This window comes from Clostridium sp. SHJSY1 (assembly GCF_031626875.1).
GTDB lineage: Bacteria > Bacillota > Clostridia > Clostridiales > Clostridiaceae > Clostridium.
This window is the reverse complement of the sequence record NZ_JANDMF010000001.1, coordinates 176,810-199,361: the sequence shown is the minus strand read 5'-3', so window position 1 is coordinate 199,361 and position 22,552 is coordinate 176,810. Positions and strand designations below refer to the sequence as shown.

The window sequence follows — 22,552 nt, the reverse complement described above, 5'->3', positions numbered from 1 at the left end:
AAAATGAAATGAGAAATCTATTATGTAGTGCCAAAAGTACCATTTCATGAAAAGTATGAACTGAATCTTTTTTTGGTGCATAGTAAGAAGAACTTTGAAGAATTATTTATAATTTGTAGAAGGAAAGAAGAGGTGATATTGATATGGTAAATAAAAAAAGTAAATTGTACTCTTGTTGGCTAAGCCATAATAATATTAAAAAAAGTAAATATAAAGAATATCTTGAAAATGTGTTGGCTTCTAATAGAAGTGAAATTATAGATTCTGCATTATCAGAATTAAAAAGAGCATTTGAGCAGATAAGTGATAGTAAAAGACCACAAATATTTTATGAAAATGAAGAAGATATTAAAGATATTAAATATATAAAGTTAGAGAAAACTCAAGATGAAAATTTAATAAATGATGGATATGAAATAAAATTCAATGTATTTAATAGATGTATAAGTGTTTTTGCTAAGAATGATAATGGAATTCTTTATGGAGTATTTGCATTATTGAGGCTATTTGAAGAAAATAAGGAACTGAAAGGGAGAGAAATTATAGAGAATCCAATGAAAGATCTTAGGTTAATAGATCATTGGGATAATATAGATGGTACTATTGAACGAGGGTTTTCAGGTTGCTCTATACTATATGAAAGTTGTCGTAACAAAGATGTTATGAAATCAGTTATGGATGAAATAGGTGGCATTACAGCAGCTAGATCAGGACTAAGAAAGGCATTTAATGATGAGTATAAGGTAGCTTCTGATTTAGGTAGAATTAACGATTATGGTAGAATGCTTTCGTCAATTGGAATTAATGGAGTAATTATAAATAACACAAATGTCCATGAAGCAGAAACTTATTTAATAGATAATAAAATTGATATTGTAAAAACTATCAGCGATATATTTAAGAAATGGGGAATTAAAATTTATTTAAGTATAAATTTTGCATCCCCAATTAACTTGAAGGATTTAGAAACTTCTGATCCTTTAGATGAGAGGGTAAAAGAGTGGTGGAAGAAAAGAGTCCAATATGTATATAGCGTAATTCCAACCTTAGGTGGTTTTATGGTAAAGGCTGATTCAGAGGGGAGACCAGGACCATTTACTTATGGACGTAGTCATGCAGATGGAGCCAATATGCTTGGAGAAGCACTTGCACCATATGGAGGGATATTAATATGGAGATGCTTTGTATATAACTGCAAACAAGACTGGAGAGATCATTCAACAGATAGAGCTAAGGCCGCGTATGATTGTTTTCAGCCATTGGATGGGAAATTTTTAGATAATGTATACTTGCAAATAAAAAATGGACCAATGGATTTTCAAGTTAGGGAACCAATATCACCACTATTTGGAGCAATGGATAAAACTAATAAATTAATGGAGTTTCAAATAACTCAAGAATACACAGGTCAGCAAAAACATGTATGTTTTTTAATTCCTTTATGGAAAGAGGCATTAAGTTCTCCAACTTATGCAAATGGAAAAGAAAGTAGTGTATTTAAAAGAATTAGTGGAATAGCAGCAATAGTTAATGTAGGTGATGATGAAAATTGGACAGGACATTTTTTAGCTCAAGCAAATCTTTATGGGTATGGTAGGCTTTCATGGAATAGTGAAATTACAAGTGAAGAAATTGCAGAGGAATGGATTAATCTTACCTTTGGAGGTAATCCAATAGTTAAAGAAAATGTAATGGAAATATTAATGAATTCTTGGAAAACTTATGAGAAGTATACAGCACCACTTGGTATAGGATGGATGGTAGCAACAGGACATCACTATGGACCAGATGTAGATGGTTATGAATTTTCACCTTGGGGAACATACCATAGAGCAGATTTTAAAGGGATTGGAATTGATCGTACACTAGAAAACGGGACAGGCTACACAGGACAATATAATGAGCCACTTAAAAGTGAATATAATAACTTAGAAACTTGTCCAGATGAGCTGCTATTATTTTTTCACCATGTTTCGTATACTCATGTATTGAAATCAGGGAAAACTGTAATTCAGCATATTTATGATACACATTTTGAAGGTTACGAGAAAGTAGAAGAATTTATTAATAAATGGAGAAAGTTAGAAGGGCTTATAGATGAAAAAGTATATGAAGAAGTCCTTGAACGGCTTAATATTCAATTAAAGAGTGCTAGGGAGTGGAGAGATCAGGTCAATACGTATTTTTATAGGATGTCAGGGATGGAGGATGAAAAGGAAAGAAGTATATATTAATTATGAAATAAAGGAAGTTGATAAATATGAAGGGTGAAGAGGAGATATCCTTATCATGCATTATAAGTGAAGGTATGGTACTTCAAAGAGGAAAGCAAACAAAGATTTATGGAAAAGCAAATGCAAAAGACAAATTAATAATCGAATTTTTAGGAAGAACATATGAAGCCATTGTTAGCAAAGAAGGGAGGTGGGAAATACTTTTGGAAGATCTAGAAGCTGGTGGTCCATATGAAATGAATATTATAGGAAGGGAGAAAAGGGAGATTATTAAAAATATATTAATAGGAGATGTTTGGCTTTGTAGTGGGCAATCAAATATGGAACTGCCTTGCAGAAGAGTTATGGATTTATTTGAAGATGAAATATTAAGTTATTCAAATCCTTATATTCGTCAATTTTTACCTAAGCAAACATACAATTTTCATGGCCCTCAAGATGAGCTGGAATGTAGTAGACCATGGACCTCAGTTACTCCTGATACTGCATTAGACTTCACTGCAGTTGGATATTTTTTTGCAAAAGAATTGTATGAAAAATATAAGGTTCCAATAGGGTTAATTTCAGCAGGTGTAGGGGGAACACCAGTTGAAGCATGGATTAGCGAAAAGTCACTAGAAGATTTTCCAAAACTTAAAAAGTTACTTCATGAGTGTAAAGATGATTACTATGTGGAAAAAGTAAAAGAGGATGATGAGAAAAGAATTAGTAATTGGTATAAACTTATAGATTTAATTGATGAAGGTTATAAGGATGAAAGTAAGAGATGGTATAGTGAAAACTTAGATGATTCAGAGTGGAATGAGTTTTTTATACCTCAGAGTTTTGAAGGGACAGAATTAAAAAAAATTAATGGTTCAATATGGTTTAGAAAGGAAATTGATATACCAAAATCAATGATAGATGTACAAGCTAAAATATATTTTGGAGCAATTGTAGACGCTGATTATATATATATAAATGGAAAATTGATTGGAAATATAGATTATAGATATCCACCACGAAAGTATGACATTCCAAGTGGGGTATTAAAGAAAGGTAAAAATACTATTGCACTACGTGTCTTCAGCAAAATTAATATTGGTGGATTTATTAAAGATAAGCCCTATAAAATAATTGCAAAAGGTGAAGAGATAAAATTAGATGGAAATTGGAAATACAAAGTAGGATGCAAGATGGAACCTTTAGAAGAGCAGACATTCTTTCAATATAAACCTACAGGATTATATAATGGATTAATTTCACCATTAAGACATTATGCAATTAAGGGAGTTATATGGTATCAAGGAGAATCTAATATAGATGATACAAAAAATTATGAAGAGTTGTTTACAAAATTGATAAAGGAATGGAGAAATGATTGGAATATAGGAGACTTTCCATTTTTATTTGTTCAACTTGCAAATTTTTTAGAGCCTTCCAAGGAATATAGTGAAAATTGGGCTAAGATAAGAGACTTGCAAAGAAGAGCTTTAAAAGTAAATAATACTGCCATGGCAGTTGCAATTGATTTAGGAGAATACAATGACTTACATCCACAAAATAAAAAAGAAGTAGGAAGAAGACTTGCACTTGCAGCTGAAAAATTAGCTTATGGAGAAGACATTGTTTATAGTGGACCTTTATATGAGAGTATGAAAGTTGTAGGAAATAAAGCCTATATAAACTTTTCTAATATAGGTAGTGGATTAATAGCTAAAGGGAATAGTTTGAAAGGATTTTGTATATGTGGAGAGGATAAAAATTATATATCAGCAAGTGCTGAAATAGAAGAAAGTATTATAAAAGTTTACAATGAAAATATTAAAAAACCAATAGCCGTAAGATACTGTTGGGGAGATAATCCCACCAGTGTTACATTGTACAATAAAGAAGGGTTACCAGCATCTCCATTTACTTCAAGCTAAATTAAGTTGCTTCTGTATAGAGTACATGAGATTTATATTTTAAACATGTTTAAGAAAACGTTTTATTAAGAAGGTCAATAGATATCATTTATATTATTATGAGTGAGATTAAATACTATGGTAGCTAATGTTAAGGAAAGAAGGGAAATTTAATGTTTAAAAGCAGAAAAGAGAAAAAAATTACTTTATTAACGGGTTTAGGGTATGGACTAACTGATGTTATGGGGGGAAGCTCAGGAATGCTAATAGGTGCATATCTTATGTATTTCTATACCACCTTTGTTGGGTTAAGTGCCATGGAAGCAGCAGCGATATTTGCATCTTCAAAGCTTATTGATTCTGTAGTTAGTATTTGTATGGGAAATATTACTGACTATTTTTATCGCACAAAGCTTGGAAAAAAATTTGGGCGTAGACGTTTCTTCCTTTTATTTGGAGCTCCCTTAATGTTTATTTACGGATTTTTATGGATTAATGGATTAAACTACTGGTTTTATTTCTGGACTTATGTTATTTTCGATATTCTTGCTAGTGTTGTTCTTATACCATATGAAACATTACCTTCAGAAATGACTTCTGATTTTAATAAAAGAACAATATTGACTACAGGTAGAATGTTATGTTCTGGATTTACTAGTTCTATCTGTACTATAGTTGGTGGTTCATTAATTAAAATAATGGGGGAAAATAATCCTAATGCTTACTTTGTTCTTGGTTTTAGTTTTTCTACACTTTATGTTATATGTATATTAATTACTTATAATACTACTTGGGAAAGAGAATTAACAGCTGAGATGATTGCTGAACAAAATAGAAATAAACAATCTAAATGCATTTCTATTAAAGAAGCTGTTAAAGGATTTATACACATAGTTAAAAACTATTTTTCAACTTTAAAAGTAAAAGCATTTCGGCAACATTTAATTATGTACTTATTTGCTGTAACAGCACAGGATATTATTGTAACTGTCTTTGTTTACTTTATTGTTTTCGATTTAGGTTCCACTGCTTCTTTTGCTTCAACTTTATTGTCAATAAACCTTATTGGAGTACCATTAACTCTAGTATGGGGAATGCTTTTTGTTAAAGTTGGGCCAGCGAATTTATTGAAATTCTGTTATATAACAGCTATTGTAGGTGTTTTGGGATACTATGGGATTTATGTTTTACATCTAACCAATAGTACATTAATTATTGCACTTATTGTTGTTTCGTTTGTATTTCAAGCAGGAAAATCTTGTGTATATTTTACTCCGTGGAATGTGTTCCCATTTATCCCTGATGTAGATGAAATAATGACAGGAAAGAGACGTGAAGGGCTTTTTGCTGCTGTTATGACTTTTTTAAGAAAAGCAACAAGCGGGATAGCAGCAATTATTATTGGAGCTATGCTTGAATCAGCTGGATTAGTTAAAGATGCAACTGTTCAACCAGTGGTAGTACAGCATGCTATTGCATTAACTTTACTAATTGGAGGTGGTGGCTTAACTTTAATTTCATTATTAGTAGCTTTTAAGTTTAAACTTAATACTTATACACATAAAATATTAATCAATGAAATTCAAAGATTAAAGAATAATGGATTAAAAAGAGATGTAGATGCTAAAACAAAGGATGTTGTTGAGCATTTAACAGGGATAAAATATGAAAATGTATGGCCTATAGTTGCAAATGAAGTAGATTGCAATTCAAATGGGGAGAATTTATTAATTTAGTCAATGTAAAGGTAATCTAAAATCTGTTAAATATTTTTATGAGACATATACTTCACTCTGTTGTTTAGTTATTTTTTTAATTAATTTGTACAACAAAATGTGAAGTTTGTCTCTATTTTTTTATTTTATAACTCTTGACAAATAAAAAAAATAAAACTAAAATTAGTTAGAAGTCTAACAAAAAAATAGGGGTACAAAGATGGATGAGTTGCTTATTGGGAAAAAAATAAATATATTAGCCAAAAGAATCCATAGAAGAATAGATAAAGAAACTACTCAATATGGGATAACAAGTGTTCAAGGTAGAATACTTGGTTTCATACATTATAAAAAGTCAAAGGAAATGGAAACATTTCAAAAAGATATAGAAGAGGAGTTGGATATTAGACGTTCTTCTGTAACTAGTGTACTTCAACTTATGGAAAAGAATGGGCTTATAGAGAGAATAAGTGTTTCAAAAGATGCAAGGCTTAAGAAGATAGTGGTTACAAAAAAAGGTATGGAAATTCATGAAAGTGTGATTAATATCATTATGGAGATTGAGAAGTCGCTAAAAGATGAATTAAGTGATGATGAAGAAAAATTATTACTTAATTTAATTGATAGATTATCTAAAAAAATTGCGGATTAGATGCAATTTTTTTTTGAAAAATTATTAGTTAGAAGTCTAACAAAAAGGAGGAAAATTATGATAAAAAAATTAGTTAATTATGTAGCAGAATTCAAAAAAGATGCCATTATAACTCCTATTTATGTTGCATTAGAAGCAATAATGGAGACAGTTATACCACTATTAATGGCATGGATTATTGATAATGGAATAGGAAAAGGTGATATGAAGTATGTATGTATCATTGGTTTAGTGATGTTAATGGTATCATTTATATCACTTACTTGTGGTGCACTATCAGGAAAACATGCAGCTAGTGCGTCAACAGGTTTTGCAAGAAACTTAAGAAAAGGAATGTACTATAATATACAAAATTTCTCTTTTTCAAATATAGATAAGTATTCTACAGCTGGACTTATAACAAGACTTACCACAGATGTAACTAATGTACAAAATGCTTTTCAAATGATAATTAGAATATTGGTTAGAGCACCATTTATGTTGATTTCAGCTATGGCAATGAGTTTTTATATTAATGCAAAAATGTCTTCAATATTCTTAGGAGCGATAGTATTTTTAGGCGTTATATTATATTTTATTATGACTAAAGCTCATCCATATTTTATGGAAGTGTTTAAAAAATATGATGATTTAAATGCAAGTGTACAAGAAAATTTAACTGCTATTAGAGCTGTAAAAGCTTATGTAAAAGAAGAACATGAAACAAATAAATTTTATAAGGCTTCAGAGGTTTTATATAAATTTTTCATAAGAGCAGAAAAATTAATAATTGTAAATGGACCAGCAATGCAATTTGCTGTTTATACATGTATTTTACTTTTATCTTGGCTTGGAGCTAAAAATATTGTATCTAATTCTATGACAACTGGTGAACTTATGAGTTTATTTACTTATACAACAAATATTCTAATGAGCCTTATGATTATCTCCATGGTATTTGTAATGGTAATTATGGCAAAGTCATCAGCAGAAAGAATTGTAGAAGTTTTAGATGAAAAAAGTGATTTAACAAATGGGGAAAGTCCAATTTATGAAATTAAAGATGGATCTATTTCATTTAACCAAGTTAGTTTTAGTTATGCAAAAGATAAGGACAATCTAACATTAGAAAATATAAACATAAAAATAAATTCAGGAGAAACTATAGGGATTATAGGAGGAACTGGTAGTTCAAAATCTACTTTTGTTCAACTTATTCCAAGATTATATGATGTTACAGAAGGTTCTGTTCAGGTTTCTGGGATAGATGTTAGAGATTATGATATAGAGACCCTTAGAGATGAAGTTTCAATGGTATTACAAAAGAATGTATTATTTTCTGGAACAATAAAAGAAAATTTAAGATGGGGAAATAAAAATGCAACAGATGAAGAACTAATCGCTGCTTGCAGACAAGCCCAAGCAGAAGAATTTATAGAAACTCTTCCTCATAAATATGATACATTTATAGAACAAGGTGGAACAAATGTGTCTGGAGGACAAAAACAAAGACTATGTATTGCAAGAGCACTTCTAAAAAAACCTAAGATATTAATATTAGATGATTCAACTAGTGCTGTTGATACAAAGACTGATGCATTGATTAGAAAAGCATTTAAAGAATCAATACCAGATACAACAAAAATTATAATAGCTCAACGTATTTCTTCAGTTGAAGATGCAGATAAGATTATAGTATTAGATGATGGTAAGATAGATGGATTTGGAACTCATGAGGAATTATTGAGAACAAATTCAATATATAGAGAAGTTTATGAATCACAAGTGAAAGGAGCTGATAAAGTTGAGTCAAAATAATACAGCAAAACCTAGAGAAATTAATGGACGTGGTGGCCCTCGTAAACATGTAAAAGCTAGTAAAAATTCTTTAAAGGTATTGAAAAGATTATTAGTTTATGTTCTTAAAGAATATAAAGCATTATTTTTTATTGTGTTTATAATGATAATTATAAGTTCTCTTGCAAATGTTATAGGTACATTGTTTTTGAGAAATTTAATAGATGATTATATAACACCACTTTTAGGTCAAGCATCACCTGATTTTGGACCTTTATTAAAAATGATAGCTACCATGGCTTGTGTTTATTATGTTGGAGTGTTATCAACTTATGCTTATAGCCGAATTATGATTATTATATCCCAAGGGTCTCTTAAGAGAATAAGAGATAATATGTTTTCTCATATGGAAACACTACCAATAAAGTATTTTGATACACATGCTCATGGGGATATAATGAGTCTTTATACAAACGATACAGATGCATTAAGACAAATGATAAGTCAAGGAATACCACAATTATTATCAGCTGCTGTAACTGTTATTAGTATATTTGTTTCTATGATATTTTTAAGTTTACCATTAGTAGGGATAGAAATAATAATTCTAATCTTAATGTTTTTTGTAACCAAATCAATTGGGGCAAAAAGTGGTAAATATTTTGGTCTTCAACAAAAAGATTTAGGTGCAGTAAATGGTTATATAGAAGAAATGATGGAAGGACAAAAGATTGTAAAAGTATTTTGTCATGAAGAAGAAGCAAAAGATAATTTTGATAAGCTGAATAATATGCTTATGAATAGTGCAAATAATGCTAATAAGTATGCTAATATATTGATGCCTATTATGGGAAATATAGGATATATAAACTATGTGCTTGTTGCAATAGTTGGAGCAATGATAGCCATAAGTGGAGTTGGAACATTAACTCTTGGAGCATTAGCATCATTTTTACAATTAACAAGAACTTTTAGCCAAACTATAAATCAAATGTCACAACAATTTAACTTTGTTATTATGGCTTTAGCAGGAGCAGAACGTATATTTAAGCTTCTTGATGAAGAAAAAGAAATGGATGAAGGTTATGTAACTTTAGTTAATGTAAAAGAAAATGAGTCAGGTGAATTGTTAGAATCTAAAAAACGTACAGGGACTTGGGCATGGAAGCATCCACATGAAGATGGTACTATTGACTTTACTAAATTACTTGGTGAAGTAGTATTTGATGATGTTGATTTTGGATATAATGATGAAAAAATCATACTTCACAATATAAAACTTTATGCAAAACCAGGCCAAAAGATAGCTTTTGTTGGATCTACAGGTGCAGGAAAGACAACCATTACTAACTTAATCAATCGTTTCTATGATATTCAAGATGGTAAGATAAGATATGATGGAATAAATATTAATAAGATTAAAAAAGATGATTTAAGAAGTTCTCTAGGAATAGTACTTCAAGATGCTCATCTATTTACAGGGACAGTTGCTGATAATATCAGGTATGGTAAATTAGATGCAACAGATGAAGAAGTAGTTGAAGCAGCAAAACTTGCAAATGCTCATCAATTTATAAAACACTTACCAAAGGGATATGACACCATACTTACAGGTGATGGAGGAAATCTATCACAAGGACAAAGACAACTATTAACAATAGCTAGAGCAGCTATAGCAGATCCTCCTGTTTTAATACTTGATGAAGCTACATCTAGTATTGATACAAGAACAGAGAAAATTGTTCAAGATGGTATGGATAAACTTATGCATGGAAGAACGGTGTTTGTAATTGCACATAGACTTTCAACAATTAAGAATTCTGATGTAATTATGGTTCTAGAACAAGGTAGAATCATTGAAAGAGGAAATCATGATGATTTAATTGAACAAAGAGGAAAGTACTATCAATTATATACTGGAGCATTTGAATTATCATAAAATTAAACATCAATTTCAGATAATATATAGACTATATGGCAATGTAGAAAATAATTTGCAATTTATATATAAGAAATAGAGGAGCATTAAATATGAAAAAAACTGTAAAAGTTAAAAGAGCAGGATTAGATTTAGTAGGAACTATTGAAGTTCCTAAACTTAGAGAAAATGAAAAATGTCCTATTGTTATTATTATGCATGGATTTACTTCAAACCGTAATAACAAATTGCTTGTAAGGATTACAGAAAAATTATTAGAAAATGGTATTGCTTCTGTTAGGTTTGACTTTAATGGACATGGAGATAGTGAAGGACTATTTGAAGATATGACGGTTACAAATGAAATAGAGGATGCAGGGGAAATTTTACGTTATGTTAGACAACTTGATTTTGTTGAGAGTATTAGTATATTAGGTCATTCTCAAGGAGGAGTTGTTGCAGGAATGACAGCAGGATATTATCCTGATGAAATTACTTGTTTAGTACAGATGGCACCAGCAGCAACTCTAAGGGATGATGCATTAAAAGGTAGAATTATGGACGTGAGCTATGATCCTAAACATATACCTAAATATATAGATATTAGATTTTATAATAATCGTTTAAGAGATCAATATTTTCGTGTAGCACAGCATTTGCCAATTTATGAGGTTTCAAGTCAATATAATGGTCCAGTATGTCTTATACATGGAAAAGCTGATAAAGTTGTTAGTTATTCTGCATCAAAAAAATATTATGGAACATATGCTCATAGTGAGTTGCATTTACTTGAAAATGAAAATCACACTTTTGATTATAATTTAGATAAAGCTGTGACAATAGCGGTTGATTTTATTGTAACAAAAATGAAATTTATGTAGATATTTTTTAGTAAAATTGTTATTTTTTAAAGGTATAGAAAGTATAAAAAAATTAAACTGAAAGTCAGATTTTATCTGGCTTTCAGTTTCGTTATATAGTAAATTAATTATGTAGTAGAGGTTTTTGAGAATGACTTAGCAATTTTTTATTAAGGAAAAGTATGTTATAAATTAATTTTATATAGAATTAATTAAGCGATTTTAACAAGTTAAAAATTTATGATAAAATAGTCAATATACAACAAATAATATAATAAAAAACAATATAGGGGCTAAAGGAGATATTAAAAAAATGATGACATTAGATAAATTTGAAGAAGCATATGAAATAGTACAAAAAGTAATACTAAAGACCAAATTGGTTTACAGCGATTATTATTCAGATATAACAGGTAACAAAGTTTATTTTAAACCAGAAAATATGCAAAAGACAGGAGCTTATAAAATAAGAGGTGCATACTATAAAATTAGCACTCTTACAGAAGAAGAAAGAAAAAAGGGGATTATAACAGCTTCAGCAGGTAATCATGCTCAAGGAGTGGCTTATTCTGTTAAAGAATATAATACAAAAGCAGTAATAGTTATGCCAACTACTACACCTCTTACAAAAGTAAATCGTACTAAAGCCTATGGTGCTGAGGTTATTTTGCATGGAGATGTTTATGATGATGCTTATAATCATGCCTTAGAGCTAGCTGAAAAGAATGGTTATACTTTTATTCATCCGTTTGATGATACTGATGTAGCAACTGGGCAAGGGTCTATAGCTATGGAGATTATAAAAGAACTTCCAACTGTAGATATTATTTTAGTGCCTATAGGAGGAGGTGGTCTTGCAGCTGGTGTTTCCACATTAGCTAAACTTCTTAATCCTAGCATTAAAGTTATAGGAGTAGAACCAACTGGTGCTAATTGTATGCAAGTTTCTTTGAAAAGTGGGGAAGTTACCACCTTAAGTACTGTTGATACTATAGCTGATGGTACTGCTGTTAAAACACCAGGAGCCAAAATTTTTCCATATGTGCAAAAGAATATAGATGATATTATTACAATAGATGATTCAGAGTTAATTGGAGCTTTTTTAGATATGCTTGAAAATCACAAAATGTTAGCTGAAAACTCTGGATTATTAACTGTTGCTGCATTAAAGCATTTAGATGTAAAAGATAAGAAGGTTGTATCTATAATAAGTGGAGGCAATATGGATATAATCACTTTTGCTTCATTAGTTCAGCATGGACTTATTGAAAGGGAACGTATCTGTACTTTATCTATCTTATTACCAGATAAACCTGGAGAATTAACAAATGTTTCAAAGGTAATTGCAGAGTGTCAAGGGAATATTATTAAACTTGAACATAATCAATTTGTTGCAATTAATAGAAATAGTGCAGTTGAACTTGAAATTACTATGGAGACCTTTGGACATGAACATAAAGAAGCTATTATTAAAGAGCTTATAAAAAATGGATATAATCCAAAAGTTGTTAAACCAAAGGTTGTTTATCAATAATGTAATTTATTTATATAGAATTGAAATTCTCTAAAGAACTATTATCAAGAGTGAAAATCTTATAAATAGTTCTTTATTTTTTATGTTGTGATTAATATATACATAAATTAAAAGAATTACATTTAATGATTTATTATGGTACAATATAACAAAATATATTTTGTTAGGAGGTTTATGATGATAGATTTGATAGCTTTAGTCATTTTAGGATTTTGTGCTTGGATATTGATAAAGAAAATCAAGAGATCTTTTAATGCTGAAAAAATAGGTAAAGATGTAGTACAGGAGTATATTAATGAAAAAGGGATAACCATAACAAAACGTTTAGATTTATCTATTAGTGATGGAAAAAGGATATTTTTTATAGATGATAAAAATAAAAGAATTCATGATTTAAGAATTAGTCCAGATGATGCAAATCCTGTAAGAGATTTTACATATGAGTATTCAGATATTGTAAAATGTGAAGTAATAAAAGATGAATTTACTGCTGATAATTACAATGACCTAGTTAGGCATGATGACTGTGAAGAAGAGGAAGAAGTACATAAGTTTGGCTTTAGGATTACAGTAGATAATATATCATCACCATATATTGAAATACTTACAACTAAAAGTAGAAGTAAATTATATAGAGGTGAGATTTCAAAAGTTACTGATTGGGTTAATGTTATAAATATAGCTATAAAACAAGGTGAAAAGCTAGCAGAAAACAGATAAAAGCAAATGTACAAACAGTACAAAATAAATAGACATAAGAATTAACTGTCAATAAAAATGAAGCATCTTAAAATGAGTTAAAAATCAGTTTGAGGTGCTTATTTTAAATTTATTAATAGGATTCTAAAAACAAAGGAAAAATAAATTAATAGTAGAATTATATAATTTAAGAAATGAATTTAAATAAATTATTTAGGAGGCGTTAATAATGGGAATACTTGGTGGATTAATGGGGAATGCTTCAGAGGCTAATATTGAAGAAATTCAAAATGAATATGGAAAACTTTTAGCCCCTAATGAGCGCGTAGAAAAGGCATGTAAGTTAATAAGAGATATGTTTATATTCACAGATAAACGTCTTATATTAGTAGATAAGCAAGGGGTAACTGGTAAAAAGTCAACTTATCATTCAATTCCATATAGAAGTATTACACAATTTTGTATTGAGACAGCTGGACATTTTGATTTAGAAGCAGAGCTTAAGATATGGATTTCTGGGATGGCACTTCCAATACAAAAACAATTTAATAAAAGTTTAGATATATATGAATTACAAAGTGTATTAGCTTCATATGTATTAAAATAATTGGTAAAAAATAGAAATGCAGCTTGTCATTATAGATTTTAAATACAATGGAAGCTGCTATTTTTTACAACTTGGTGACAAGTTTTGGATAAAGTTTCTATATTTATGCTGTATATTTAGTTTGCAATAGAAATTTTGTATATGGGATAAATTTTGGAGGTATGTAATAATGGAGAAAAGAAGAATATTAGTTTATTTAGTAGCTGTTTCTGTAATAGCAGCTAGTTCAGCATTTGTTTATATGAGTCAATATTCTGCAGATTCAACAAAAAATGTAGTTGAAACTACAGATGTAAAAGTGGAAGCAAATAAAAGTGAAAATAAAGTTCAAAATATAAGTGATGAAGAAGCCATTAATATAGCTACTGAAACAATGAAGAATTACATGGGATTGGATGCAAGTTTTTTTTCTGACACGATTATTAACAGGTTTGATAATTCAAGAACAGTAGAGGTTAATATTGATGGGAAAAAGTATATGGTAAACAAAAGAGATTCTGAATCTATTGAAAAAGCACTACAGAGGAACGATGTTGAAATGGCCAAAAGTTTTGCAGAAAACGATTCGAAAACTAGACCAAACATTATTTCAATTCTTTTTAGACCAAAGACTCTTAATGATAAATTCACAACAAATACTGTTGATATAAATGCAGATACAAAAGAAATACTTGAGGTTGATGCTATGAATCAATTAGAAGAATTTAAAGGAAGACCAGATAAGAATAAGGTAAGGGAAACGACTATTAACTTTTTTAATAAAATTGGCAAAAAAATAGATGAAAACTCTATTTCAATAAGAAAAGACATAGACTATGAATTTGGAAGGATGTTTGTAGATTTAAAACTTAGTGATGGGAAGACCGTATCAGTTGTGATAGATTTGAAAAATTATTCAGTAGCTGGATATACAGTAGAAAGTGAAATGAGACCAGATGACTTTGTAGCGAAGTAAAGATAGACATGTAAATAGAATAGGTTATAATAATCAGGTGGAAACTTAAATTTATACCTAATTATTATTTATTGGGGTTAAAGCTATATGGAGGGATAAGCATGATAAAAGTTTTGGTAGTTGAAGATGATTTGCCAATTTCAAATTTAATTAAGTTAAATTTGAATATGGCAGGTTATGAATGTGTAGTGGTATTTGATGGAGAAGAAGCTTTAAATAAACTTAATAAAGCAGAGTTTGACATAATAATCTTAGATGTTATGCTTCCTAAAATAGATGGATTTACTTTATTTGAAAAGATTAAACCTTTAGCTATTCCAGTAATTTTTTTAACTGCTAAAACATCTGTTATAGACAAAGTACATGGATTAAAGTTAGGTGCTGATGACTATATGACTAAACCATTTGAAGGCCTTGAATTATTGGCGAGGATAGAAAATACTTTAAGGCATTATAAAAAAAATATTAATGTGATAAATATAGAAGATTTAGAGATACATTTAGAAGAAATGATAGTAAAAAAGAGTGGTGAAGTTATAGAACTTACACCAAAAGAATTTGAGCTTTTGGCGTTTTTAGTAAAAAACAAAAATGTAGTTCTAACAAGAGAAAAAATAATAGAGATGATTTGGGGATATGATTATCTTGGAGAAACTAGAACAATAGATAATCATATACAAAAACTAAGAAAAAAGTTGGGGCTTAAAGATAAGATAAAAACAGTATTTAAGTTAGGATATAGGTTGGTGGAATAAATGAAGTTTTGGGAAAAAATATTTCTATGTATTTTAATTACTTTCGAGATTTTCTTTATACCTTCATGTATATATCTATTTAATAGCAGCTTTAAATTAAATCTTAATGAAGAGATTGATTCTGCAGTAAACGAACATTATAGAGTGTGCTCGTCAATAGAATCAAATTTATTTTTACTGAAAAACCAGCAAGATTCTTATAAAATGCAAGTAGATAAGCAAAATATAGATTCAATGATTAATAGATATTTAGATGGTTTTGGAAAACAAAATGTTTGTTTTAATATAGTAGATGAAAAGGAAAAGGTTATTTTTAGTAACTTAGACATAGATATTCCAGAGTTTCCTGAAGAATTAAATACATCTCAAAACAAAGTGAATTACATAATACAAGATGTTAATGATAAAACCTATATGTTTATAACAAAAAAAATTAATTTAGATAATAATTATTATGAGGTTTCTTATGTAAAAGATATTTCAAACACTTATAATAATCGAAAATATTTACTCAATCTTCTTTTGAAATTAAATCTAGTGGTATCAATAGTATTGGTTATTGTAACAATTATATTAAGCAAATTTATAGTAAATCCAATAAATAAACTGATTAAGTCAACAAAAACAATAGCATCAGGAGAATTTAGTGAAAGAGTTCAAGTGTCATCCCATGATGAAGTTGGAATTTTATCAAAACATTTTAATGATATGGCAGATGTTGTGGAAGATAAGATAAATGAACTTCAAAGGGCATCTGAGGATAAGCAACGGTTTATTGATAACTTAGCACATGAGCTTAGAACTCCTTTAACATCCATAATAGGGTATTCTGATTATTTAAGAACAAATCAATACAATGAAGAAATATTTATAGATTGTCTTACTTTTATATATGATGCTGGTAAGAGATTAGAGAAGTTATCTTTTACTTTAATGGATTTAATTATACTTAGAAAGGATAAGTTTCAAATAAAAGCTGAAAAAATAGATTTGCTATTGATAGCTATAAAAAATGACTTATCATATAAATTAGAAGAAAAAAATATAGAATTAGAAATAGTATGTGAAGAATTAGTGGTTGCAATAAATGAAAGTTTAATTAGAATTCTTATTAACAATTTAGTGGATAATTCAATAAAGGCATCTAAGCTAGGGAGTAAAATTTATATAAAAGCATATAAAGAGAGCAAAAGTGATGCAATACTAGAAATAAAAGATAATGGAATTGGAATTCCAAAAGAAGAGATAGATAAAATATTTGAGCCTTTTTTCATGGTGGACAAGTCTAGAGAAAGAGCTAATGGAGGCGTAGGATTAGGTCTTTCATTGTGTGCACAGATAGCTAAAATTCATAATGCAAAAATTTCAGTAGATAGTGAACTTGATAATGGAACAACTATAAGGGTAAAATTTACAATTGGTTAAAATATAGGATGAAAAGTCTTCATAAGTTTTTAAATTTATGAAGACTTTTTTCTAAGGATTAATACACATTATCAAGGAAAGTTGATAAAACTGGATTGGCATTTGTAGAATTCCAAGCTAAAACAGATTCAATATATTCATTTTCACCGTCCATTTTGATAAATACTAAATCATCATTTTCAAAATATTTTGGGAAGATGGTTATTCCCATTTCGGCTTTTATCATTAAAAACATAGTATCTATAGAGTCAGTTTTATGTGCTATTTTAGGTGAAAATCCACAATCAATACAATTACTAATCATTCTATCAAATCCATAAGGAGCTGCACTTCTTTTAATAAAGATAAAATTTTCATTTCTCAGAAAATTACGGGTGAGCTTTTTTTCTTTTGAAAGAGGATGATTCTTATATAATACAGCATAGAGAGGATGTTTCGTTAAGGATTTCCATCTTATATTTTTATATTTATCTAAAGAAAAATCTACATTAAAAGTTACATCTAAAAGACCTTCTTGAAGTTGTTTATTTAAGTTCTCAATGTTATCTTCCTTTATACATATATCAATTAAAGGATATTGTCTTCGAAAATTTCTTAGTAGCTTTGGGAGATAAGATTGCTCATGTCCAGGGATAATTCCAATGTTAAGAAATCCGCTATAACCAGATGTTGTAAGTTGAACTTTATTTATAGCTTCATTTGTTTTAGCTATAATAAATTTTGCATCTTTATAAAAGATATTCCCAGCTGAAGTAAGCTCGACAGAACGATTATTTCTTTTGAATAATTTTACTTTAAGGTTTTCTTCTAATGATTTTATTTGTTGGCTTATTGCAGTTTGAGATATATAAAATTGTTGAGCTGCTTTTGTAAAATTTAAACAATCAGCAACAGCTACAAAATATTCTAATTGACGTGTATCCATAAAATTTCCTCCATAACTTCTAATATTTTAATTATATATATTTATGCTAAATGAGTAAACAAAGGAATAAGAAGTTTTCCTTCTTATTCTATTGGAAATTGATGTTAGAAGTTATTATTATTTATTACTATAATTAAGTTAAAAAGTTAACGATTCTTTTATACATAAGGGAGGAAATTTTATGAACAAATATAAAAATATTTTTAAGCCAATGGTAATTAAAGGTGTAGAATTTAAAAATAGAATTGAGGTAGCACCAATGGTTCCTTGTATGGCAACACCAGAAGGATGGGTTACAAAGGAGTTAATTGATTTTTATAAGCCATTTGCTAGAGGTGGTGCAGGAATAGTAACAGTTGGAGATTCAGCAGTAAACTGGGGACATGCTATGGACCATGAAGGGCAAATAAACTTAGGTGACGATAATGTAAAAATGGGACTTGATCACTTAGCAGATGAAATACATAAATATGGAGCTGTTTTATCTATAGAATTAAATCATGGAGGAAGATTTTCAAATTCAGTAAATCTTGCTCATAAAGGATTAAAACCAGTTAGTTCAACACCAAAACCAGCAGAAATAGATGAATATTTTTCAAAGCTTCAAGGAAAAGCTCCAGCAGAAGTTGAGGAAATGAGTATTGAATTAATAAATAAGACAATAGATGATTATGCTAATGCTGTGTTAAGATGCAAAGATAGTGGATTTAAAATGGTAATGATTCATGGAGCACATGGAATGTTACCTAGCCAATTCCTATCTTCATATGTAAATAGAAGAACAGATAGATATGGTGGAAGTCTTGAAAATAGAGCACGTTTTTGTATAGAAATGTTAGATGCTATTCGTAGAAAAGTTGGAGAAAACTTTATTCTTGAGTATAGAATTAGTGCTGATGAATTAGTTGAAGGTGGAATGAAGGTAGAAGAAGTAATTGAATTTGTAAAAATGATTAAAGATAAAATAGATATACTTCATGTATCAGCAGGAATGCTTCCAAATCCATTTACAATTCCATATATGATTCAACCATTATACATTCCATATATGCTAAACATTCATTTTGCAGAAGAGATAAAGAAGGCTGTTGGTGATGATTTATATGTTACGGCAGTAGGTTCAGTTATGACTCTTGAAAATGCTGAAGAAATTCTATCAAGAGGACTTGTGGACTTTGTTGCAATGGCAAGACCTTTTGTAGCAGATCCAGACTTTATGAAAAAAGCAGCTCAAGGCAGAAATGAAGATATTAGACCATGCTTAAGATGCAATACGTGTTGTGGCCGTTCTGCATTTTTCAAGAAAACTCGTTGTGCTGTAAACCCTATAAATGGTCGTGAAAGTGATTATCCAAAGGGAAAAGTGGACAAGGCAGATGAAAAGAAAAAAGTTGTTATTGTTGGTGGAGGACCAGCAGGAATGCAAGCAGCATTAACAGCTATTGAAAGAGGTCATGAAGTTAAATTGTTTGAGAAAGAAGATCATTTAGGAGGAACATTAATAGTTGCATCAGAATTAGAATTTAAGCAAGATTTAAAGAATTATTTAAATTGGATAGTAAATCAAACTATGAAATCTGGAGCTGAAATAGTATTTAATATAGAGGTAACAGAAGAGATTATAAAAGCAGAAAACCCAGATGAATTAATAATAGCAGTTGGGTCAACTCCATTTATCCCAAATGTTAAAGGAATAGAAAAGAATCATGTATATTGGTCAGGGGATGTGGATGCAAGAAAAGTTAAAGTTGGAAATAAAGTTGTTGTAGTTGGAGGAGGCCTTACTGGTGCTGAATCTGCATATGCTTTAGCTAAAGAAGGAAAAGATGTAACTTTAATAGAAATGCAAGGAGCAGAAGCACTTTTAAATGGAGCATCATTAATAGTTAAATTTTCATTACAATCTTTACTACAAAAGCATAATGTAAAGATTGTTACTAATACAAAATTAGAAGAGATAACAGATGAAGGTGTTAAAACAATAAATACAAAACTTCAATGGAAAACTTATGAAGCTGATACAGTGGTTTTAGCATTAGGAATGAGATCACGTAAAGATAAAGTTAATGAATTAAGAGAGATGTTACCTCAAATGCAAACACATATAATTGGAGATTGCAATAAAATAGGTAGTGTTTATACAGCATCACATGCTGGTTTTGATGTAGCAGCAGAGTTATAAAATAAAAAAGCTTTGATTTATTATTTTATAAGTCAAAGCAAAAATTATTGTTATTAAAGGCTTTCTAGAAATTTAGTTAGAGATGGATTGGAATTATCTTTATTCCAAGCAGCAATGGTTTCAATATATTCCTCTTCATCAAGGGGAATATATACTAAATTCGAAAAATTAGTATATGATTTAATAGTATAATCTGGGAGTACAGCAATCCCCATACCTGAAGAGACCATAAGTAAAATAGTTTCAATATCTCTTGATTGTTTGGCTATGCTTGGTATTAACTCTGGGTGTGTATAAGTGCTATTAATGTTTAATGTTTCATTATTAGGATTTTTATATAATTCATTTGCAATAAATAATTCATTTTTCAAATCTGATTTTTTTAATGTATTTCTATTAGCAAAATGATGATTAGAGTAGACAACCACAATAAGAGGATGATTTTCTATGACTTTATAATTTATGTTATCATATTTTTCTAACTGATAGTTAACATTAAAAATTATATCGTATCTCTTTTTATTAACTAAATCTAAATATAAATTTTCAATGTTATCACGTACTAAAAACAGAGATATATTAGGAAATTTGTTATAGAAAGATTGAATTAATTTAGAAAAGGAAGTTTGTTCATAACCTTTTACAAAACCAATGCTTAGTGAACCAGTAAAGCCTGTAGATGCTATTTGTGTTCTTTCAATAGCTTCTTTGGTATGGTTTATAAGAGACTCAGCTTCTTTTACAAAAACAGCTCCAGAAGGTGTGAGTTCTACATGCCTATTTGTACGATTAAAGAGTTTTACATTAAGTTCTTTTTCTAGAGATTGTATTTGTTGAGTAATTGCAGTTTGGGAAATATAATACTTTTCTGCAGCTTTAGTAAAATTTAAGTTTTCTGCAACAGCAAGAAAGTATTTTAATTGTCTTATGTTCATTAAATCACCACCAATAATAAGTATATACTTATTATAAGTTATGAAAAATATATTAGCAAACCTTGGGATTAATTATTATAATAAGTAATTATGGATAATTAGTATATACTAATTAGATTTTTGAATAGCATTTTTAATATATAAACAAATAATTTATATGAGGGAAGTATATGAAAGAAAAAATAAAAATATCATTACCTACGGCAATAGGAATTGCACTTTTACCACCTGCTTGGGCTGTACTTAGTTCTTTATGTGGAATTGAATTTGGTTGGATAGCTTTAGCTTGTGCAGGGATTTATGTAGCAGCTGGAGATAATGTGAAAAATGGATTACCTATATCTTGTGGTTTCTTAATGGGAGTTATATGGGGATATGTAGCAACAAAATTATTAGAGATTAACGGAATTAATCATAATATATTACTATTTTTAGTTTTATGTATAATGGGATTTTTTTGTGTTATATTATCTTTTACTATTTTAGAAAAAATAGTGTTTTTACCAGCTTGGCTTGGAAGTTGGGCTATAGCACTAGGGACATTTGGACAAGCAGGGCAAAATAATTTAGGAATCGTTTTTATTAAACTCCTAATAACAATGCTTGTTGGGGTATGGTATGTTGGTGCTTTTAATAGTTACTTTCAAAGTTTTATAAGAAAGAGGATGAATAAGAATGAGTAAAGTTGAGTTAACTGAAAAAGAAAAAAGTTTATCATATGTTAAATATTATTATGAAGATTTAGCAGAAATTCCAGAAGAAAAAATAAAGATAGCAAATGGAGAAGTTGCAAAACCTAAAGAAACTCTAAATATAAAAGATAGAAATATATTTTTAAAAGGTGAAGATACAGGTATTCAAGCAGGTTTTTCTGTTATGGAAGATGGAATTGGATATGTTGCCAATTCTACTTTTATGAAGGATGTTACTGTTGAAATGGTAGATTGGTGGTTTGCATGGCATGGGATAGGAAGTGATTTAAGATATAAAATCTGGGATCCAGAAGATCATTACTATGCAAGGATAGATAAACCTGAATATATATTAGATCTTAATGTGCCATTAAATCAAAAAACATGGGGAGTGAATCATAAAATAAAAGAAGATATAGGTCTTGGACCAGAAGATTTAATATTAGCTTTTAAATGTCCAAAAGATTTTGGATATGATATGAATATTTTAGGTAGTGATAAATGTAAATCGATGGTATGTGCAATTGGAGTTGGTAATGTTCCTGCTTTTATGACACATAAGTATTACACTGTTCAAGGTGGAATTATGTTTGAATCAAGATTTTGGATTGGATACAAGTTTGAAGATGGAGAATTTATAAAGATTATTCCAGAAGGTAAAGCAGTACCAGAAATTGTACCAAGGTCATTGTTTAAACATAATATTAAAGAATTTACTAATTTAGCAGCAATTTTACCAAAGGTTTATAATGAAGAAAAAGATAATTGGTAGAAAGTAATTAAGGTCATATAGAATAAATGT

The 22,552-nt window shown here is 29.2% G+C and carries 18 protein-coding genes; 16 read left to right on the top strand and 2 right to left on the bottom strand.

The annotated features are described in order from the left end of the window. Positions 1 to 143: 143 nt before the first annotated feature. The 13 genes from NNC19_RS00905 (at position 144) to NNC19_RS00845 (ending at position 17,016) form a co-directional block, all read left to right on the top strand. Positions 144 to 2,234, top strand: a complete 2,091-nt coding sequence (locus tag NNC19_RS00905) for an alpha-glucuronidase family glycosyl hydrolase (RefSeq protein WP_310936700.1) — start codon at positions 144 to 146, stop codon at positions 2,232 to 2,234. A 26-nt stretch (positions 2,235 to 2,260) separates the two neighbouring features. Then, positions 2,261 to 4,141, top strand: a complete 1,881-nt coding sequence (locus tag NNC19_RS00900; RefSeq protein ID WP_310936699.1) for a sialate O-acetylesterase — start codon at positions 2,261 to 2,263, stop codon at positions 4,139 to 4,141. Positions 4,142 to 4,293: 152 nt separating this feature from the next. After that, positions 4,294 to 5,856 carry an MFS transporter gene (locus NNC19_RS00895; RefSeq protein WP_310936698.1) on the top strand — a complete coding sequence of 521 codons (1,563 nt, stop codon included), beginning with the start codon at positions 4,294 to 4,296 and terminating at the stop codon, positions 5,854 to 5,856. A 199-nt stretch (positions 5,857 to 6,055) separates the two neighbouring features. Beyond that, complete coding sequence (locus NNC19_RS00890; RefSeq protein ID WP_310936697.1) at positions 6,056 to 6,487, top strand: MarR family transcriptional regulator; 432 nt, start codon at positions 6,056 to 6,058, stop codon at positions 6,485 to 6,487. 57 nt (positions 6,488 to 6,544) lie between these two features. Continuing rightward, positions 6,545 to 8,284, top strand: coding sequence for an ABC transporter ATP-binding protein (locus tag NNC19_RS00885; RefSeq protein ID WP_310936696.1), 1,740 nt, complete (start codon positions 6,545 to 6,547; stop codon positions 8,282 to 8,284). Beyond that, positions 8,271 to 10,202, top strand: a complete 1,932-nt coding sequence (locus NNC19_RS00880; protein ID WP_310936695.1) for an ABC transporter ATP-binding protein — start codon at positions 8,271 to 8,273, stop codon at positions 10,200 to 10,202. Before NNC19_RS00885 ends, NNC19_RS00880 begins: the two co-directional genes overlap by 14 nt. Positions 10,203 to 10,294: 92 nt before the next feature. Then, entirely contained in the window at positions 10,295 to 11,062 is a 768-nt protein-coding gene (locus NNC19_RS00875; protein ID WP_310936694.1) for an alpha/beta fold hydrolase, read from the top strand. 292 nt (positions 11,063 to 11,354) lie between these two features. Continuing rightward, the gene (gene ilvA / locus NNC19_RS00870; protein ID WP_310936693.1) at positions 11,355 to 12,575 is read left to right on the top strand and encodes a threonine ammonia-lyase; all 1,221 of its coding nucleotides are present in this window, start codon (positions 11,355 to 11,357) and stop codon (positions 12,573 to 12,575) included. A gap of 177 nt (positions 12,576 to 12,752) precedes the next feature. Then, complete coding sequence (locus NNC19_RS00865) at positions 12,753 to 13,295, top strand: hypothetical protein (RefSeq protein ID WP_310936692.1); 543 nt, start codon at positions 12,753 to 12,755, stop codon at positions 13,293 to 13,295. 208 nt (positions 13,296 to 13,503) lie between these two features. Continuing rightward, positions 13,504 to 13,881 (top strand): PH domain-containing protein, encoded by a 378-nt coding sequence (locus tag NNC19_RS00860; RefSeq protein WP_310936691.1) that lies wholly within the window; start codon positions 13,504 to 13,506, stop codon positions 13,879 to 13,881. Between the two features lie 169 nt (positions 13,882 to 14,050). Continuing rightward, positions 14,051 to 14,836, top strand: a complete 786-nt coding sequence (locus tag NNC19_RS00855) for a hypothetical protein (protein ID WP_310936690.1) — start codon at positions 14,051 to 14,053, stop codon at positions 14,834 to 14,836. A gap of 101 nt (positions 14,837 to 14,937) precedes the next feature. Then, positions 14,938 to 15,591 (top strand): response regulator transcription factor, encoded by a 654-nt coding sequence (locus NNC19_RS00850; RefSeq protein ID WP_310936689.1) that lies wholly within the window; start codon positions 14,938 to 14,940, stop codon positions 15,589 to 15,591. Further along, positions 15,592 to 17,016, top strand: a complete 1,425-nt coding sequence (locus NNC19_RS00845; RefSeq protein WP_310936688.1) for a HAMP domain-containing sensor histidine kinase — start codon at positions 15,592 to 15,594, stop codon at positions 17,014 to 17,016. It begins immediately after the preceding gene. A gap of 58 nt (positions 17,017 to 17,074) precedes the next feature. Here the strand turns inward: NNC19_RS00845 and NNC19_RS00840 are convergent, their stop codons facing one another. Next, positions 17,075 to 17,941 (bottom strand): LysR substrate-binding domain-containing protein, encoded by an 867-nt coding sequence (locus NNC19_RS00840; protein ID WP_310936687.1) that lies wholly within the window; start codon positions 17,939 to 17,941, stop codon positions 17,075 to 17,077. Positions 17,942 to 18,122: 181 nt separating this feature from the next. Between NNC19_RS00840 and NNC19_RS00835 the strand changes: the two genes are divergently transcribed. Next, positions 18,123 to 20,123, top strand: coding sequence for an FAD-dependent oxidoreductase (locus tag NNC19_RS00835; RefSeq protein WP_310936686.1), 2,001 nt, complete (start codon positions 18,123 to 18,125; stop codon positions 20,121 to 20,123). 53 nt (positions 20,124 to 20,176) lie between these two features. On the opposite strand, the gene NNC19_RS00830 is transcribed toward NNC19_RS00835, so the two are convergent. Then, on the bottom strand, positions 20,177 to 21,058 hold the full coding sequence (locus NNC19_RS00830; RefSeq protein ID WP_310936685.1) for a LysR family transcriptional regulator: 882 nt from the start codon (positions 21,056 to 21,058) through the stop codon (positions 20,177 to 20,179). 170 nt (positions 21,059 to 21,228) lie between these two features. On the opposite strand from NNC19_RS00830, the gene NNC19_RS00825 reads away from it, so the two are divergent. After that, entirely contained in the window at positions 21,229 to 21,741 is a 513-nt protein-coding gene (locus NNC19_RS00825) for a DUF1097 domain-containing protein (RefSeq protein ID WP_310936684.1), read from the top strand. After that, a complete protein-coding gene (locus tag NNC19_RS00820) occupies positions 21,734 to 22,522 on the top strand; it encodes a DAPG hydrolase family protein (protein ID WP_310936683.1) in 789 nt (262 codons plus the stop codon). The genes NNC19_RS00825 and NNC19_RS00820 overlap by 8 nt, the downstream gene beginning before the upstream one ends. The last annotated feature ends 30 nt before the right edge of the window (positions 22,523 to 22,552 follow it).